The 17887-nt window shown below is 64.0% G+C and carries 15 protein-coding genes; 5 read left to right on the forward strand and 10 right to left on the reverse strand.

Annotated elements, in window-relative coordinates:
* Positions 1–1306 (forward strand): helix-turn-helix transcriptional regulator (locus tag AC1DT6_RS38725; protein WP_477115491.1); only part of this gene is annotated, 1306 nt, incomplete at its 5' end.
* A gap of 203 nt (positions 1307–1509) precedes the next feature.
* On the forward strand, positions 1510–1842 hold the full coding sequence (locus AC1DT6_RS38730; RefSeq protein ID WP_441636117.1) for a hypothetical protein: 333 nt from the start codon (positions 1510–1512) through the stop codon (positions 1840–1842).
* 244 nt (positions 1843–2086) lie between these two features.
* On the opposite strand, the gene sorB is transcribed toward AC1DT6_RS38730, so the two are convergent.
* The 5 genes from sorB to AC1DT6_RS38755 form a co-directional block, all read right to left on the reverse strand.
* Positions 2087–2725: a SorB family sulfite dehydrogenase c-type cytochrome subunit gene (gene sorB / locus AC1DT6_RS38735; RefSeq protein ID WP_441636118.1), complete on the reverse strand. Its 639-nt coding sequence runs from the start codon at positions 2723–2725 to the stop codon at positions 2087–2089.
* A gap of 8 nt (positions 2726–2733) precedes the next feature.
* Positions 2734–3987 (reverse strand): SorA family sulfite dehydrogenase catalytic subunit, encoded by a 1254-nt coding sequence (sorA, locus tag AC1DT6_RS38740; protein ID WP_441636120.1) that lies wholly within the window; start codon positions 3985–3987, stop codon positions 2734–2736.
* A 49-nt stretch (positions 3988–4036) separates the two neighbouring features.
* Positions 4037–5122 carry a YeiH family protein gene (locus tag AC1DT6_RS38745; protein ID WP_441636122.1) on the reverse strand — a complete coding sequence of 362 codons (1086 nt, stop codon included), beginning with the start codon at positions 5120–5122 and terminating at the stop codon, positions 4037–4039.
* Positions 5123–5539: 417 nt separating this feature from the next.
* Positions 5540–6259 carry a DsbA family oxidoreductase gene (locus AC1DT6_RS38750; protein WP_477112104.1) on the reverse strand — a complete coding sequence of 240 codons (720 nt, stop codon included), beginning with the start codon at positions 6257–6259 and terminating at the stop codon, positions 5540–5542.
* Between the two features lie 3 nt (positions 6260–6262).
* A complete protein-coding gene (locus AC1DT6_RS38755) occupies positions 6263–7309 on the reverse strand; it encodes a Bug family tripartite tricarboxylate transporter substrate binding protein (RefSeq protein WP_441636126.1) in 1047 nt (348 codons plus the stop codon).
* 416 nt (positions 7310–7725) lie between these two features.
* On the opposite strand from AC1DT6_RS38755, the gene AC1DT6_RS38760 reads away from it, so the two are divergent.
* Together AC1DT6_RS38760 and AC1DT6_RS38765 are read left to right on the forward strand one after the other, a co-directional pair.
* Positions 7726–9384: a fatty acid--CoA ligase gene (locus AC1DT6_RS38760; protein ID WP_477112105.1), complete on the forward strand. Its 1659-nt coding sequence runs from the start codon at positions 7726–7728 to the stop codon at positions 9382–9384.
* An 89-nt stretch (positions 9385–9473) separates the two neighbouring features.
* Positions 9474–10712, forward strand: coding sequence for a polyhydroxyalkanoate depolymerase (locus tag AC1DT6_RS38765; protein ID WP_441636130.1), 1239 nt, complete (start codon positions 9474–9476; stop codon positions 10710–10712).
* Between the two features lie 24 nt (positions 10713–10736).
* Here the strand turns inward: AC1DT6_RS38765 and AC1DT6_RS38770 are convergent, their stop codons facing one another.
* Positions 10737–11045 (reverse strand): Rieske (2Fe-2S) protein, encoded by a 309-nt coding sequence (locus AC1DT6_RS38770; RefSeq protein ID WP_441636132.1) that lies wholly within the window; start codon positions 11043–11045, stop codon positions 10737–10739.
* A gap of 379 nt (positions 11046–11424) precedes the next feature.
* On the opposite strand from AC1DT6_RS38770, the gene AC1DT6_RS38775 reads away from it, so the two are divergent.
* Complete coding sequence (locus AC1DT6_RS38775; protein WP_441636134.1) at positions 11425–12423, forward strand: sulfate ABC transporter substrate-binding protein; 999 nt, start codon at positions 11425–11427, stop codon at positions 12421–12423.
* Between the two features lie 43 nt (positions 12424–12466).
* Here the strand turns inward: AC1DT6_RS38775 and AC1DT6_RS38780 are convergent, their stop codons facing one another.
* From AC1DT6_RS38780 to AC1DT6_RS38795, 4 genes are all read right to left on the reverse strand, one after another.
* The gene (locus tag AC1DT6_RS38780; protein ID WP_045240468.1) at positions 12467–13714 is read right to left on the reverse strand and encodes a cation:proton antiporter; all 1248 of its coding nucleotides are present in this window, start codon (positions 13712–13714) and stop codon (positions 12467–12469) included.
* Between the two features lie 335 nt (positions 13715–14049).
* Positions 14050–15879 carry a methyl-accepting chemotaxis protein gene (locus tag AC1DT6_RS38785; RefSeq protein WP_441636136.1) on the reverse strand — a complete coding sequence of 610 codons (1830 nt, stop codon included), beginning with the start codon at positions 15877–15879 and terminating at the stop codon, positions 14050–14052.
* A 439-nt stretch (positions 15880–16318) separates the two neighbouring features.
* Positions 16319–16717, reverse strand: coding sequence for a Zn-ribbon domain-containing OB-fold protein (locus tag AC1DT6_RS38790; RefSeq protein ID WP_276290242.1), 399 nt, complete (start codon positions 16715–16717; stop codon positions 16319–16321).
* A gap of 4 nt (positions 16718–16721) precedes the next feature.
* A partial coding sequence (locus tag AC1DT6_RS38795; protein ID WP_477115492.1) for a thiolase domain-containing protein occupies positions 16722–17887 on the reverse strand: 1166 nt, incomplete at its 5' end.

Genomic DNA, 17887 nt, shown 5'->3' on the forward strand with positions numbered 1-17887 from the left:
CGCCGCCGCCTATTACGCGGACGAGCCGGATTGCATGGCCGCCCTGTTCGATCGCTGGGGGGAGGTACCGCCCGTGAGCGATGCGTGGCTGGTGCAGGCGCATGCCAATCGCCTGGCTGCCCGCGCGTTGATGGCGGGGGAATATGCCAGGGCGCGTCGCTACGAGCAGAACGTACCGCTTGGCGAGTCTGGTCTTGCCTACCRCTATGTCGTCCGCTGGCGCGATTACATCATTGGACTGGCGTACCTGTTCGAGGGCCAGGTCCTGTTGGCGGAGCACACGCTGCGGCCGGCGCTGGGCCGTGCCGACGAAGAACTGGGCCGGCGCCACCCGTTTTCCTGCATGCTTGCCGCACTGCTGGCCACCGCCATTCATGCACGCGACCAGATTGACGAAGCGGCAGCGCTGCTGGCCAATCGACTCGACATCCTGGAGCGCGGCGGCACGCCAGACACGGTGCTGCTCGCTTACCGCACGGCGGCCCGCATTGCAGCTGCCACGGGTGCTGAACATCGCGCCCTTGACTTGCTTGAGACCATGCATGCGGTTGGCGTTGCCCGCAATCTGCCGCGGCTGTGCGTGGCCAGCCTGACCGAGCAGTTGCGGCTGCATAGCGGCTGCTTCCGCTCCGAGACATGCCGGACCCTGCAGCGGCACATCGGCGAGATCGTTGCGGACAATGCCTCGCCCGATTCTCCGATCAGGCAGCGCAGCCTGAACTTGCTCCAGAATCTGGCGCATGCCTATGTCTGCATTGCCGAGCAGGACTGGCGGGCGGCGCAGCAACACCTGGCGCGGGCCGAGGCGGGGGCGGAGGCGATGAAACTCGGGAGCATGCGCGTCGAGATCATGGCGCTGCGGGCGCTGGCGCAGGACCGCTGCGGCGAGAAGGGGCTAGCCTTGCTGCGCGAAGCCATGAATCTTCTGCAGGCGTACGGGATGACGCGCGGCCTGCTCGACGTCAATCCCGCGCTGGCGGACTGGGCGCGCAATAGCGAGATGGAATCGTTCGGTGCGCAGCGTCTTGATCCTGCCAGGCAGGCGCGGGAGGCGGTGCCCGTCACTGCCGAGGCCGGCGCAGACAGGCCGCGTGTGGCGCTTAGCATGGTGCTGACACCGAAAGAGCGTAATGTCCTGGCGTTGCTGGCCCGGCATCTCGCCAACAAGGAAATCGCGCTTGCCATGGGCATCGGGCAGGAGACGGTCAAGTGGCACCTGAAGAACTTGTCGGCCAAGCTGGACGCCGGCACCCGCAAGCAGATCGTGCGCCGGGCGCAGTTGCTGGGCTTGTTGCGAGACGCATAGCGGGAGTGCCGTCGGTCCCGGCCGGCAGCGTGACGTTACCCAGCTAAGACACAGCCTCCCCCCCGTTGCTGGGGGGAGGCTCTTGTCCGAGACATGTTTGAATCGGCCAGATGCTCAGTCCCCCCCGGTCGAAGCCGCAGTCACAGCGCATTCATTCGGCCAGAGCATCACTCCGATGCATTTTTTGTCTCTGAAGGACGACCATGGCCTACTCTCTGACCCGAGCCGACTTGAACGGCATCACTGACGCTGAACTGGCGCGTAGTACCGAGAAGCTCCTGCCGAAATGGGACGAGATCCCTGAGGAGTTCCGGAACGGCAATCTTTACACCCAGGTCGCGGACGCTCGCCTTCATGATTACCCGCTGCCGGGCATCTCCATCTCCTTCCTGCCGGGCTTTGAAAACGAAGGCGCCGGCGAGGCGCTGGACCGCTGCGTCACCGCGCACCTGAATGCCTTTGCCGTCAAGCACGAACACAAGATGGCCGCCGTGGGCTACATGATTTCCAAGATCTGCAAGGTGACCGTCGTTTAACCGCCAGCAAGACGCCACCGGCCCCGCCTCGGCCTGCGCCGCGAGTGGGGCTGAGCGGCAGGCATTGCGGCTGATCGGACGCGACATGCCGCTGCTGGCGTTGCCTGGAGTGAAGCATGCCGCCGTGCTGAACGTCATCGCCAACGTATTGGATGACAAAGGCGTGCCGATGCCGGCCTGGAACCGGCCAGGCCTGCGCGTATTCGCCCGCTACGGCGCGCCAGGCGCCAGGAATCCGAGGCTGCTACTTTGTCAGCACCCAGTTGGCCAGGGTTTTCAGTTCCGCGTCGCTTAGTTGCGGGAACCCGGGCATGGGAACGGCGCCCCACTTCCCGCTGCCGCCGGCCCGAATGCTCTGCATCAGTTGCGTGGCCGCATCCGGCTTGCCGGCGTATTTCGCCGCGACATCATGCAGCGCTGGCCCGACCACCTTCTTGTCGACAGCGTGGCAAGCGGTGCAGTTGTTCGCACTTAGCAGGCTCCTGGCATCCTGCGGCGCTGCGGATGTCTGCGCGGCAGGGTGCGCGCCAACGGCTCCCTGGCTGTCCTTGCCCCGTTCGGCGCCGTAGGTGTTGACCAGATAGTCGACCATGGCCGGCATGTCTTCGTCCTTCAGCGGTGCGCCAAAGGGCTTCTTCATCTTCTTTACCGTGGCTTCCCAGTAGGTGCGCGTCGATGACGGCGGCTGGCTCTGCACGTATTGCGCGGAGTGGCAGGTCATACAGTTCTGCTGTACCAGGCGGTACCCTGGGAGCTCGCTGGCCCGATAGCCGGCGGTTTCCGCAGGGAGCGTGACTTCCAGTGCAAAGGCAGCGGGAATGCCGCTCAACACCGCCAACGTGGCGATAAGGCCGGCGCGCACCAGCTTATGCGGATTCTTCATGGTGTCCCTCATACGGCGCTGACGCGGGTGGTTTCCACCACGTTGCGCATATAGCCAGCCGGATTCCAGAGTGCATTGAGCGGCTGGCTTTGGCCAATTCGATTGGTGGCGCGTACGCGCAGCTCGAAGCTTCCCTTGCGCGGCGGGCGGAAGGCCACGCTCCATTCCCGGAAGGAGTAGCGGCCAAGATCCTTGCCCAGACGCGCCGCGCTCCAGGTCTGCCCGCCATCGGCGGAGAAGGCTACGTCGGAAACACCGTACCCACCGTCGAATGCGATGCCGCGCACGACTGTCTCATGGCCGGCCGAGATCTTGCTGCCGGTCTGCAGGCTGGTGATGAAGGAGCGAACATTGAAGCGGCCAATCGGCGTTGTGCGCGCGGGCGCCTTGCCCGGTTCGACGCATGCGCAGCCGTTGTCGGGAATGCGATACGCCGCGCTCATCCAGAAGCCATCGAAGACGCCGTCAAGCACCTGGATATTCGAAAGGTGCTTCACCCAGTAGGTGCCATAGTGACCCGGTACCACCAGGCGGAGCGGATAGCCATTGAGCAAGGGCAAGTCCGCCCCGTTCATGCCCCATGCCAGCATCACCTCGCCATCCAGCGCGTGATCGATATGCAGTGCTTTCAGGAAGTCCGGACTGCCATCCAGCGGCGGACGGTCCAGTCCGTCAAAGCTGACCTGCACGGCACCCGGCTGCACGCCAGCCTTTTCCAGTACTTTTTTCAGCGGAATCCCCATCCATCTGGCATTGCCCATGGCACCGTTTGCCAGCTGCCCGCCATTGACGCGCGGCTCTAGAAAGCCGCGGCTATTCCCGGAGCACTGGTTGACCGCCACCAGTTCAACGGGGTCGGTCATGCGTTTCAGGTCCGCCAGCGACAATGCCAGCGGATTCGCAACCTTGCCGCCCACTTGCAGCCGGTAGCTGTCGGGATCGATGGACGTGGGAATGCCGCTCCAGTGGTATCGCACGAAGAATGCATCGTTCGGCGTGAGGACGCCTTCGTTGAATACGCTGAATGGTGTCTCGAGCTGCGGGGGGCGGCTGGTAAGGAGGATCAGCGGGCGTTTTTGGGGGAATGCCACCAGTTCGCGCGTGCCGTTGTCGAACGGCAAGTCCACGGTGCCTGCATTCGCGGTCGCCATTGCATCGAACGCCATGCCGCCCAGCGCCGCATGCGCACCGAGTGCGGCCGCACCGCGCAGGAAGGTGCGCCGCGTGGGCAGCACTTGCTCAGGATTCTTACGGTTCTCCACTATTTCTCCTCTTCGGTTGGTCTTCTTCTCGCTTCTTATCCGCCGTCGCTCAGGCCGTGAACCAGCACAGGGCGGCGCCACCTGCAATCAGGAACACGAACAAGATGCCCGCCAGGATCATGGGTGCGCGTCCGGTCCGGACCAGGTCAATCAAACGCGTTTGCAGGCCGATCGCAAGCATGGCGGTGGCAAGCAGCCAGTTGTCCAGTGCGATCAGCCCGGGCTTCCAGGCAGGCGGGACCATGCCGGCGGAGTTGATGGCCATCACGGCAACAAAACCAAGGGCAAACCACGGCACCGAGCGCAGGAGACCGGACCAGCCGGCACCGCCCGTATCGAGACCTTGCTTGCGGTCGCTTGCGCGGGTCCACAGCGCCATGATCAGCAGCAGGGGGCCGAGCGCCAGCACGCGTACCATCTTGGCAACGACGGCGGCATCGGCGGTCGCGTCGCTGACCATCTTGCCGGAGGCAATGACCTGCGCTACCTCATGCAAGGTCGCGCCGGTGAAGATGCCGAATGTGCGTTCGCTGACCGCGAAGTGCATGTGGCCCACGGCGAGGTCGAACAGGTAAGGGTAGAGCACCATGCCCACAGTCCCGAACAGCACGACCGTAGCCACGGCAACGGCAGTCTGGCGATTGTCGGTCTTGACCACTGAAGCCATGGCAATCGCGGCGGCAGCCCCGCAAACAGCGCTCCCCGCGCTGACCACAAGCGCTTCGCGCCGTTCGAGGCCCAGCAGCCTGACGCCGATCCAGGTACCCAGCAGCAAGGTCGAGACCAGCATGGCCAGGGGAATCAGGACACCCGCGAGGCCCAGCGCAACGATCGCGTCGAAGGTCAGGCGCAGGCCATACAGCCCCACACCCAGGCGCAGCATGTGATGCCGCGCGACCTGCATGCCCGGCGCCAGCGGCGTGAGCCAGTCGCGCGGCAACGTGTTCCCGGCGAACATGCCTGCGAACATGGCGAGTGTCAGGGCGCTCAGGCCCATCTTGGCGATGGCCGGATGCTCTGAAAGCTGAAGCGCCAGCCAGGCGGTAAATCCCAGAGGCAGAAGCGTAAGCAGGCGATTCCGCCAGTTCAGGGCGGCGGAGACGGGGGGGCTGCTGGCTTGTGCGATGGAAGACATGGGGGAGCTTTTCTATGTTGATATGCGAGCGTAGAGCGCCTGGCTAAATCGGAAAAACGCGAAATTTGGATATCCCTTACCGGTTTTGTCGATAGGGGGTCAAAACGCGCTTCCTGCCGATGCGCCGCAGCGCCGGTTTCCGCATCGGCGCATCTCGTCGCCTGACTGGAGCCGCGGCTGGAATGGGCAGGGCGCGTTCCGGCGACAGTGAGCAATGGCGAAAAAAAAAGCTCGCATCTGGAATCCCGGATGCGAGCCCGAATGCCAAGAACCCGATGCCCAGTCTAGTCCTCGCAATGTAGGTGATTGCCCCCTGTCGCGGGGGGGGGCAGCGACGCGATCGCCGGGCTCCCGTGTAACAAATCGCGCATTCGCACACGGCACCGTTCTCCCGCACCGCGTCGGCTTTGAGCGGCTTCAGCCTCGAACCGAGCGCAACATCGCTTCGAAAATCGTGTCCGGCGGATGGGCGCCGGAAAGCGCTTGTGTGCCGTTGAAGACAAAGCAGGGGACGCCGCTGATGGCATAACCGGCAGGCGGTAGTTGACGTACCAACCCGCCATGCCGGCCGGGGGACGCTCCGAGATGCTCGGCCAGCCCTTGTCGGTCCAGTCCGCTATCCAGTCCCAAGCGTTCCAGGACGGAGAAGTCGCCGATATCCTCTCCGTCCATGAAATAGGCGCAAAACAGGCGTTCTATCAATGCCGCCACTTGCACTTCGTCGCCATGCCCCGCGGCATGGGCGACCAGATCATGTGCGGCCGCCGTGTTAGGCAGGAGGGCGATCCGCTCGAAGTTGAAATCGACGCCAGCGGCGCTGCCGGCTTGCCGCACCTGGGCACGACGCCTGGCGATCGCGTCAAGACTGCCAAGGCGTGCAAGGTAGAAGGCTTGGTAGTCGAAGCCGCCAACCGGTGTGTCCGGCAACAACTGATGCGAGCGCCACAGCAGCTTCAGACTCACGTCAGGCCGTGCTTCGGCCAGACGGCTCGCGGCAACCTGCAGGTTGCGCTTGCCAATCAGGCACCAGGGACAGACAAAGTCGAAGAAGACTTCGATCGTCAATGTGTGACCCATGCCATCGGGCTCGGTTTTCGCGGGCGCGGCGCTTAGGCTCATATCGATAACGTCTGGCATCTGTTATTCGGGCTTGAAGTCTATCGCCTTCAGCAGCGCACCCTGGCGCTCGTGGGCAGCGTGAAGCGAGGCGCTTAGCTCAGCCTGGCTCTTGGGGAGCCCTGCATCCAGGCCCAGTTCGGCAATGCGATCCCGCACGGCGGGCGTTTCGAGTACCTTGCGGGTTGCGGCGCGCAGGCGTTCCTGAATCGCTTCCGGCACGTCCGGTGTTGCCCAGAGTCCTATCCACGCTACCTGATTGAGCCCCGGATATCCGAGTTCCGTGAATGTGGGTACTTGCGGCAGCACGGCGAGACGCTTCGGCGAACTGACGGCGAACGCATGGAGCTTGCCGGCCTTGATCAGCGGTAGCGACGTTGCGGTGCCGTCGAACATCAGCGGGACATGCCCCCCCATGACGTCCTGTAGCGCTGGCGGAGAGCCTTTGTACCCGACATGGCTCATGTCGATACCGGCAAGCCGATTCAGTTGCAGGCCCATGGTGTGCCCAAGCATGCCGCTGCTGTAGGACGCGTAGTTGACGCTGGCCGGGTGGGCCTTGATGTATCGAATCAGTTCGGGAAGGTCCCTGGCGGGCAACTTCGGGTTGCCAACAAGCACCAGGCCGCCACGCGCCAGTTCCGCCAGTGGCTTGATGTCGTTGAAGGGATCAAAGCGGAGCTTTGATAGAAAAGGGATTTCGGAAGCGATGCCGTCCTGGATGACAAGGAGTGTATAGCCGTCATGCGGTGCCGCCAGAACGTCTTGTACCGCGATCGCGCCGAAACCTCCCGGCTTGGAATCAACGATAAAGCTCTGGCCAAGCTGCTTGCTCAGGCCGTCGGCAAGGCTGCGGGCAAGCATATCGGCAGTGCCTCCCGGGGGCGCGGCGGTGACGATGCGCACGGGCTTCGCAGGCCATGCCTGGGCAACGGCTTGTTGAGAAGCGAAGCAGAGGGCCATTGCCCCGCCAGCCATTAGCGCGCGACCGTTCCTGTTGAACCAACCAATGCATTTCATGTGAGTCTCCTGGTTATTCTTGCGGCATCCGCGATGCGGGCGACGCGCCACGCTACCGGCGAGCGGTCTCGCCCCGCCGCGAAGGTTGCTACCCCGCACTTTGGTGAAGTGTTCCTGGGTACCTGTCGCCAGTATTCTGATGCTGGCGAGTGCGGCGTCCCCCCCCAGCAGTGGGGGGGAGCCGCGGCGATTGTCCTGCAGAATTCAGGGCAGCAGGCTTACTTCATGCCACCTTCAGACCCAGGCTCCGGCCGGACAAGCTGAAGTAGGCTGCCAGCCTTTGCGCCGGAACACGCATCAGCCGGCGCAGGTAACGACGATCGCCAGCCTGGCACGTCCCACGCGCGCATCAAACGCGCGGCGGGCGCCGTACTCAGCGAACCATGGGGCGCTGTGCAAACGCACGGTTCGCACGCTGCATGGCCTGGCAAAGATACACACCCACCAAAACTACCAGGAGACCCTCCATGCAAGCTTTTGACCCAGCCTCGAGCCAGATTGCGGCAACCCCGTCGGCCTATGATTACCCGTTGCTTGTCGGGCAGTTGCTTCTGAACTCCGTCAGCCTCTATGGCGACCAGGAAATTACCTACTGCGCAGAACAGCGCTTTACCTTCGGGCAGTTCCGCCAGCGCATCGGACGGCTTGCATCCGCGCTTGCCGCGCAAGGCGTGGCGCATGGAGGCACGGTTGCCGTCATGGATTGGGACAGCCACCGGTATCTTGAGAGCTATTTCGCGATCCCGATGATGGGCGCCCGACTATTTACCGTCAACGTGCGCATCTCGCCCAAGCAAATTGCCTACACGCTGAATGACTCCGGCGCCGAAGTGATCCTGGCACACGCCGACTTCCTTCCGCTGCTGGAGGAAATCCGATCCGAATTGCGCCATGTCCGCAAGATCATCACGATTGCCGACGGTCAGTCGCTGCCCGAAATCAGCCTGCCGGTCGCAGGAGAATACGAGGCGCTGCTCAGCCAGGCATCGCCCGACTTTGCATTCCAGGACTTTGACGAGAAGACCACGGCGGCCATCTTCTATACGACCGGCACCACCGGCGATCCGAAGGGCGTGAGCTACAGTCACCGTCAGATCGTCCTGCATACGCTCGCGACAGCGACCACTCTGTGCGCGCCGCGAGAGGGCCAGAGACTGCATCGCGAAGACGTCTACATGCCCATCACACCCATGTTCCATGTGCTGGCGTGGGGCATGCCCTATGTCGCCGTCATGCTCGGTCTCAAGATCGTGCTTCCCGGCAGGTATTTGCCGGAAACCCTGCTACGGCTGCGCAAGACAGAAAGCGTGACGTTCTCCCATTGCGTGCCTACCATTCTGCAGATGCTGTTGCAACAGGCTCGCGAGCAGGAGACGGATCTGCGCGGATGGAAGATGATCATCGGTGGCTCCGCGCTGTCGGCATCGCTCTGCAAGGCCGCGGTCACGGAAGGCATCGACGTCTTCGCCGGCTATGGCATGTCGGAGACTGGGCCGATCGTCGCGCTGTCTCAGTTCCCGCCGGGCGTGGCTCCTGAAGACATCGATGAAAGCGTGCGCCTGCGCTGCATGACCGGCAGGCCGGTTCCCCTGACCGATTTTCGTGTTGTCGATAGCGAGATGCGGGATGTGCCGCGCGACGGCAAGACGCAGGGAGAGATCGTGTTGCGCTCGCCTTACCTGACCCTGGGATACCTTGGCAAGCCCGAGGCCTCGGAGGAACTCTGGGCGGGGGGCTACCTGCATACCCAGGACGTGGCGGTCATGTTGCCGGATGGATACATACAGGTCGTTGACCGTCTCAAGGACGTCATCAAGACAGGTGGTGAGTGGGTGTCTTCCATCGAAGTCGAGCATTTGATCTGCGGGATTCCCGGTGTGCGTGAAAGCGCGGTGATCGGCGCGCCGGACGAAAAATGGGGCGAACGCCCTATGGCCGTCGTGTGCGTCAGCGATGAGGGCCTGACTGTCGAGGATATTCGCCGCCACTTGCAGCATTACGTCGACGAAAAGCGGATCAGCCGATACGCCGTGCCGGATTCGCAGCGAATCGTATTCGTCGCCGAGATCCCGAAGACCAGCGTAGGGAAAATCGATAAGAAGCAACTGCGGAAGAATCTGCTATAGCTGACCAATAGCTGACGAAGTGCGCAGCCGAGTTTTCTTCTATCTGGAAAAACGCTGAAGAAAAAAGGATTATCCCGGGGGAAATAACCATGCTTTACCAGCTCCATGAATTCCAGCGCTCGATGCTCCACCCGCTTACCGCGTGGGCGCAGGCTACAGCCAAGACCTTCACCAATCCCCTGAGTCCGCTTTCCCTGGTGCCAGGCGCCACGCGCCTGGCCGCGGGCTACGAACTGCTCTACCGGCTCGGCAAGGAATACGAGAAGCCGGCCTTCGATATCAGGTCGGTACGCTCCAACGGCAGGGACATCCCGATCGTCGAACAGACCATCATCGAAAAGCCCTTCTGCAAACTGGTGCGCTTCAAGCGCTACGCGGACGACCCCGATACCATCAGGCTGCTCAAGGATGAGCCGGTCGTACTGGTGTGCGCGCCCCTGTCGGGCCACCATTCCACGCTGCTGCGCGACACGGTGAAAACCTTGCTGCGGGATCACAAGGTCTATGTGACCGACTGGATCGATGCCCGCATGGTGCCGGTCGAGGACGGCAGTTTTGGCCTGGTCGACTACATCCATTACATCCAGGAATTCATCCGCCACATCGGCGCGGAACACCTGCATGTGATCTCGGTGTGCCAGCCTACGGTGCCGGTGCTCGCGGCCATCTCCCTGCTGGCCTCGGCCGGCGAGAAGACGCCCAAGACCATGACCATGATGGGCGGTCCGATCGATGCGCGGCGCAGTCCGACCGCGGTGAATTCGCTGGCGACCAACAAGTCGTTCAAGTGGTTCGAAAATAATGTGATTCACACGGTGCCGGCGAATTACCCCGGGCATGGCCGCAAGGTGTATCCGGGCTTTTTGCAGCACGCAGGCTTCGTCGCGATGAACCCGGACCGTCACCTGACTTCGCACTACGACTATTACCTGAACCTGGTCGAAGGCGATGCCGACGACGCGGAAGCCCATGTGCGCTTCTACGACGAATACAACGCGGTGCTGGATATCGACGCCGAGTTCTACCTCGACACCATCCGCGAGGTATTCCAGGAATTCCGCCTTGCCAACGGCACCTGGGAAGTCGACGGCAAGCCGGTGCGGCCGCAGGACATCAAGGGCACTCTGCTGTTGACCATCGAAGGCGAACTGGACGACATCTCGGGCGCCGGCCAGACGGCGGCGGCGCACGAGTTGTGCACTGGCATCGCGCGAGAGGGCAAGAAGCACATTACCGCCGCCGGGTGCGGCCACTATGGCATCTTCTCTGGCCGCCGCTGGCGCGAGGACATTTACCCGGAAGTCCGGGCATTCATTCGTAACGCCTAGAGCGTCCGCCCGGCTGGGGGCGCGTCAGTCGTCGGGTGCCGCAACCGTAACCATCCCGCCGGAAACGGTTACCGGGTAGCACTTGACCGCCAGGGCGGCGTTACCCGCCATGTGGCCGGTTGCCAGGTTGAACCGCAAGCCATGCGCTCGGCACTGGACGGTGGTGCCGTCGACTTTGCCCCCCGCCAGCGATGCGCCGGCGTGGGGGCAACTGTCGGCCAGTGCGTGGACATGTCCATTGACATGGAACACCGCGACTTCATGCGTGCCAATGCGGAGCAGCCGGCAGCGGCCGTCCGGGATGTCGGTCAAGGCAAGGGTGACTTCGGTCATCTCACGTCCTGTGAAATAGTTCTTAGTGGCGCCGGCGCCGGCAGAAGCGGCTACAGCAATGGCGCCGCAAGGCGTCTGCGTTTCCGGCTTGCGGCGCGGGTGCGAAGCTGGGAGGACTGCGGGAGGCCTCTCGACGCAGCCTTGATGATAGGCGCCTGCCATGGCGGTAGCCCCCCCACGGCGGGTAGGGGAAGGACAGGAGCCGTTGAGCGAGCGCCGGATCATGTTCTTTCTTTGGACGCCCGGCTGTCGACCGTCTATCGACATGCGGAAAGCTTCGTTCCGTCCCGGTTGCCTTGCTGTGGACAATGAAAGGTCGCGCGCGCGTCGGCTCTTGCGGCGCGGCGCCGCTTCCTCTCATCCAACCACCGTCCACCACATGCCAATCCTCCTGCACCGTCTCCTTGCCACGGGCCTGCTGCTCGGCGCGGCCTTGCCCGCGCTGGCCGACACCGCCATCCTCAACGCCGGCTATGACGTCACCCGCGAGCTGTACCGCGAGATAAACCCTGGTTTTGTCGCCAACTGGAAGCAGGCGAGCGGCGAGACGCTCGTCGTCAACCAGTCGCACGGCGGCTCCAGCAAGCAGGCGCGTTCGGTGGCCGATGGCCTGGAGGCCGACGTGGTGACGATGAACCAGGAGACCGATATCGACATCCTGGTGCAACGCGGCGTGGTGGTGCAGGACTGGAAGAAGCGCTTGCCCGACAATGCCGCGCCGTACTACTCCACCATCGTGTTCCTGGTACGCAAGGGCAATCCCAAGCGCATCCTGGACTGGGAGGACCTGGGCCGCTCGGGCGTGCAGGTGATCGTGCCCAATCCCAAGACCTCGGGCAACGGGCGCTACACCTATCTGGCGGCGTGGGGCGCGGCCATCCGCAAGGGCGGCAGCGAGGCGCAGGCGCGCGACGCGGTGAGCCGGCTGTTCCGCAATGTGCCGGTGCTCGATACGGGCGGCCGGGGCGCGACCACCAGTTTTACGCAGCGCCAGCTTGGCGATGTGCTGGCCACCTTCGAGAGCGAGGTGCACCAGATCCGCAAGGAACTGGGGGACAATTTCGAGGTGGTGTATCCGAGCCAGTCGATCATCGCGGAGGCGCCGGTGGCCGTGGTCGACAAGGTGGTGGACAAGCGCGGCACGCGCAAGGTGGCGACGGCTTACCTGCAATACCTGTGGTCCGATGCCGGCCAGGACGTGATCGCCCGCCAGTTCTACCGGCCGCGTTCGGCGGCCGTGCTAAAAACCCACGCGGCGCTGTTCCGGCCGATCCAGCTGTTCTCCGTGAGCGATGTGTTCGGTAGCTGGGCCCAGGCCCAGAGCCGGCATTTCGCCGATGGCGGCGAATTCGACAAGATCTACCAGAGCCGTCTGTAAGGCCGATGCGCGCGCCGGATGCGCTCCGCCGCGCGCCTTGCGGCTATCGCTTCGCGTTCAGGCCATTCAGGTGCCTGACCAGCTTGCCCAGCGTGGTGGCCTGGATCAGCAGGCTGAACACCACCACCAGGTAGGTCACGCCGATCAGCATCTCGCGGCCCGGGAACTCCGGCAGCGATAGCGCCAGCGCGATCGAGATGCCGCCGCGCAGGCCGCCCCAGGTCATGATGGTGGCCGAGTGCGGATTGAGCCGGCGGAAGTTCTGCAGCGCCAGCAGCGGGATGGCCACGCTGATGCCGCGCGCCAGCAGCACCACGGGAATCGCCGCGAGCCCCAGCCAGACGATATGCAGCTGCAGGGACAGGGCGATGATCTCCAGCCCGATCAGGCCGAACAACACCAGGTTGAGCAACTCGTCGAGCAGGCCCCAGAAGTTGAACAAATGCTCGCGCGTCTTTTCCGACATCGACTTGGTGGCGCTGTGATTACCGATCACCAGGCCCATGATGACCACCGACAGCGGCGCCGACACGTGTACCACTTCGGCCAGGCTGTAGCCGCCGGTGGCCAGCGCCAGCGTGATCAGGATCTCGACGGGATAGCTGTCGATACCCCGCAGCAGCAGCGATGCCACGTAGCCGACCACGATGCCCAGCGCCACGGCGCCAAGCACTTCGCGCACCAGCGCCACCGCCACATGGGAGGGAGAGAAATCGGTGGCGCCGGTGGCCAGGCCCACCAGCGTCAGGAACGCCACCACCGCGGTGCCGTCGTTGAACAGGGACTCGCCGGCAATCTTGGTTTCCAGGCTTTCCGGCGCGCCCGCGCTCTTGAGCACGCTCAGCACGGCGATCGGGTCGGTGGGAGAAATCAGGGCGCCGAATACCAGGCACCACAGCAGGCTGATCGGGTGGCCGAGCCATTGCGCCACATAGTAGAAGCCGGCACCGACCGCGGCGGTGGAGATCACCACGCCCACGGTGGCCAGCATGATCACGGCCCGGCGCTGACGGCGCATGCGTGAGAGGTCGACGTGGAGGGCGCCGGCAAACAGCAGCAGGCTGAGCAGGCCATGGAACACAACATCGGAGAAATCGATCTGGGCCACCAGCTTGCGGGCCTGCGCGACCATTTCAGGATGGTTGAAGCCGAGGATGGAGACGCTCAGGCAGGCCACCAGGCCGACGGCAGTGATGCCCAATGTATCGGGCAGCTTGATAAAGCGGTGGTTGATGACGCCAAAAATGGCGATGAGGGTGAAAAGGGCGCCGGTCCCTTGGAACACAGTCATGCGAGGGGGGTCTCCTGCCTTACAGGCATTGCGAGGTGGATGAGGCCGCGTTCGGATCGTGCCTGGACGCGGCGAAGTGTATTTTATGCCACGTGCAAGCTGCCAGTATTTGGGATATTTCTTCAAATGCGGTTGGAAGGTTGGAAAGGAGGGAAGGGACGCTTCTTTCTGGGCAGCTTTGCGGCCCACCACGGCGTATGTCCTCTCCGAATGAAAAGAGGGTTCAGCCGTAGCGGAGCCCTCTCTTTCCAAATCTCCCCCTGAGGGGAGAGAGTGAAGTGGACGCCGTCGTCATTGCAGACGGCTTTGGCACATGCCGCCTCCTGTCCGGCGCTTCAGGCTACGGCCCTGGCGTCGCCATGGGCCCTGGCCAGCCGGAACTGGCTCACCGCATCGGCAAGCTTGTTGGCTTGCTCATGCAGGAAGCCGGCAGCGGCCGACGCTTGCTCGACCAGCGCCGCATTCTGTTGCGTCGTGTTGTCGAGCTGGCCCACGGCCTGGTTGACCTGCATGATGCCGACGCTTTGCTCGCTGCCGGCGGCCGAGATTTCCCGAAGCACCTGCTCGACCTGCTTCACGCTGGCGACGATGCTGTTCATGGTTTCCCCTGCTTCCTGCACAAGGTCCGCGCCCGAATCCACCTTCGCCACCGACTTGCTGATCAAGGCCTTGATTTCCTTGGCGGCCTGCGCGCTGCGTTGCGCAAGGGTGCGGACTTCGCCGGCCACCACGGCGAACCCGCGGCCTTGTTCACCGGCGCGGGCGGCTTCCACGGCGGCGTTCAGCGCCAGGATATTGGTCTGGAATGCGATGCCGTCGATGACACCGATGATGTCGTGGATCTTGGCCGATGCCGTGGAAATCTCCTGCATCGTGGTCACCACCCGCGCAACGGCTTCGCCCCCCCGGTTGGCGACCTGCGAGGCCGAGGCGGCCAGCTCGCCGGCGCGCACGGCGGCTTCGGCCGAGTTCTGCACGGTGCCGGTAAGCTGGTCCATGGACGCGGCCGTCTGTTCCAGGCTGGCGGCGGCCTGCTCGGTGCGCGATGAAAGATCGATATTGCCCTGGGAGATTTCCGCGGCCGCGGTCCGCACGGATTCGCTGCTGTCGCGGATATCGATCAGGACGGTCGACAGCTTGTCGGCAAACTGATTGAACGAGCGGGCGATCTGGGCGACTTCGTCTTCTCCGTCAGCGGGCAGCCGCTTGGTCAGGTCGCCGTGCCCGGAGCCGATCTCATCCATCGCTTCGCGCACCTGGGACAGCCGCCGGAACGCCGAGGCAGTCATCACGGAGCCCACACCGGCCGCGAGACACGCCACGACCACCAGCGTCATGAACATGGCCCGCAGCACACTACGCAGACCGGCCAGGGCCTCTCCCTCATCCATGGCGACAACCAGTTCCCAGTCCGAATTCTTCACCGGCTCCGCATGGAGCAGCTTGGCGGCGCCGGCAATCTTCACCGCGAGTGGCTTCTCGGGATCGGCCAGGCTGCCGAGCGCGTTCGTTGTCAACTCGGCGGACAGGTCGGTGGCCGGCTTGAGGTTGAGCTTCGCATCGGGATGCGCAACGATGCGGCCGTTGTTGTCAGCCAGGAAGGCGAAGCTGGCAGGGGTGGGGTGGATGCCCGTCACGATGGAAGTGACGGCATCCAGGTTCACGTCGGCGGCCACGACGGCCTTCAGCTCGCCATTGGCCAACACCGGCAGGGCCAGCGTCACCACGAGTTTCTTCGAGGCAATGTCCTCATAGGGTTGCGTGATCACCAGCTTGCCGGTCTTGACGGCAGCCTGGTACCACGGGCGGCCCGTGGGGTCGTAACCGGCGGGGATGCCAAGGTCGCGGGAGAATACGGCGCGCTTGTCGGGAAAGCCGGCGTAAGCCACGACAAAGCCGCCGGATTTCTCCAGTTGCGTGACCGCGGACATGGGGTCGCTGGCGAGGCTCTCAGGGGAAACTGCTTCCACCATGGCGGCTCTCGCGGTCAGCCATTCGGTGATGGCCTGGGCGTTGCCTTGGGTGATTGTGGCGAGGTTTTGCCTCAGGGCGCGTTCGTCGCTGTGCTTCGTGACAACGTAGGTGATGGCGGTGGATGCGGACAGGGCGGTGACAACAATGGCGACACAGGTCGCCGTAATGCGTGTACGTAGCGAGAGAAGCATGCGCGATGGGTAGGGGGCGGTTGTGGAAAAAGGCCTCCGACAATTTTGTTGTCGGCCAGCATGCCCCGGCTAACGGAAGGCTGTTGGAGAACTGTAGGGCTGGAGCGGAAATGAGAAGACATTTCGCTGCGCGGGGGAATCCTGGGGGCAGGCGCGTGATGAATTCGTCGCTATTGCGCGTTGAAAACGCTCTCGCTGCCTGTCTGGTGTCCCGGACATTCAGGCGCTGGAAAGCCCTGTGCTTTCTTGCCAGCTACGCCCTGGCCGCCCGCTTCCGATAGGAAACGACGCACAGGAATCCAGACTTCGGACCACGCCGGCGCGGTGTCGGCTGCATGGACGGCATCGGGGAGGAGCCAGCCGTCCGGAGGCGGCGTGGACTGATGCCCATGTGAGTGGCGCCGCGGCCGGGCCGCGGGCCTTCTTGCGCTGACGCCGCTCAGCGCGGCGTGAAGGTGGGCATGGGCGGCCCATCCTCCGTCGGCGTGAACACGAGTTTCACTTCCTGCCCGATACGCACGGTATCCAGGTCGCAATCCACGATGTTGGTCATCATGGTCACGCCCTCTTCCAGCGCCACATAGGCAATGCAGAAGGGCGTGGGACCCGCACGGCGCGTGACGCTGAACGAGTAGACGGTGCCGCGGCCCGAGGCCTGCTTCCATTCGGTCTCGCCCATGCAGAACGGGCACAGCGTGCGCGGGTACCAGTGCGGCTTGCCGCAGGACTTGCAGTGCTTGACCAGCAGGCGGCCCTCACGCGCGGCTTCCCAGAACTCGGTATTGTCCGGCGCGACTTGCGGCGACTTGAGGGGAGTGGCTGTGTAAGGTGTGCTCATCTTGTTACTCCCGTTCCATGATCAAGGTGGCGCTGCCATGGCGCGAGCCGAGATAGCCGCCGGTGCCCTGGGCCAGCGCCAGGTCGCAGTTCCTGACCTGTACGGCTGGGTGCGCTTCGCCGCGCAACTGGCGCACGGCCTCGATCACCTTGGTGATGCCGCCGCGGTTGGCGGGATGGTTGTTGCACAGGCCGCCGCCGTCGGTATTGAAGGGCAGCTTGCCCACGCCGGAAATCAGGTTGCCGTCGGCCACGAACTTGCCGCCTTCGCCCTTCTTGCAGAAGCCCAGGTCTTCCAGCTGCATCAGCACCGTGATGGTGAAGCTGTCGTAGATCGAGGCGTACTTGATGTCGGACGGCCGGATGCCGGCTTCTTCAAAGGCGACCGGGCCCGAAATGGCGGCGCCCGACCAGCTCAGGTCCACCATGCCGCCGAGCTGGCCCTTGACGGCTTCGCCGGCGCCAAGGATCTTGACCTTGGGACGCTTGAGCCTGGCGGCGATTTCCGGACGCGCCACGATGAGCGCGCCGCCGCCGTCGGACACCACGCAGCAGTCGAGCTTGCGGAGTGGATCGGAGATCATTGGCGAGTTCAGCACGYCGTCAACGGTCACCACATCGCGCAACATGGCGTTGGGATTGTGCTGGGCATGATGCGACGCTGCGACCTTGATCCACGCCAGCTGCTCGCTGGTGGTGCCGTACTGGTACATGTGGCGCATCGCCACCATCGCGTACAGATTCACCGTCACCGGGTTGAACGGCGCCTCGAACGGCTGGTCGGGCAGGTTGGCGCCCCAGTTGCGCGCTTGCGTGCCGCTCGACCCTTCCGAGCGCGGCCGCCCCGCCAGCGTGATCAGCGCCACATTGCACTTGCCGGCGGCGATGGCCTGCGYGGCGTGCGACACGTGGACGAGGTACGCCGAGCCGCCGGTGTCGGTGGAATCGACGTGGCGCACCTTCAGGCCGAGGTAGTCGACCATGTTGAGCGCGCCGAGGCCGGGCGCGTCGCCCGCGCAGAAATAGCCATCCACGTCCTGCAGGCTGAGTCCTGCGTCCTCCAGCGCGCCCTTGGCGCACTCGGCGTGCAGTTGCGCGACGGTCTTGTCCGGTGCCTTGCGGGTCGGGTGCTCGTAGGCCCCGACGATATATGCCTTGCCTTTGATGCTCA

The organism is Cupriavidus sp. 01L45 (genome assembly GCF_056399885.1).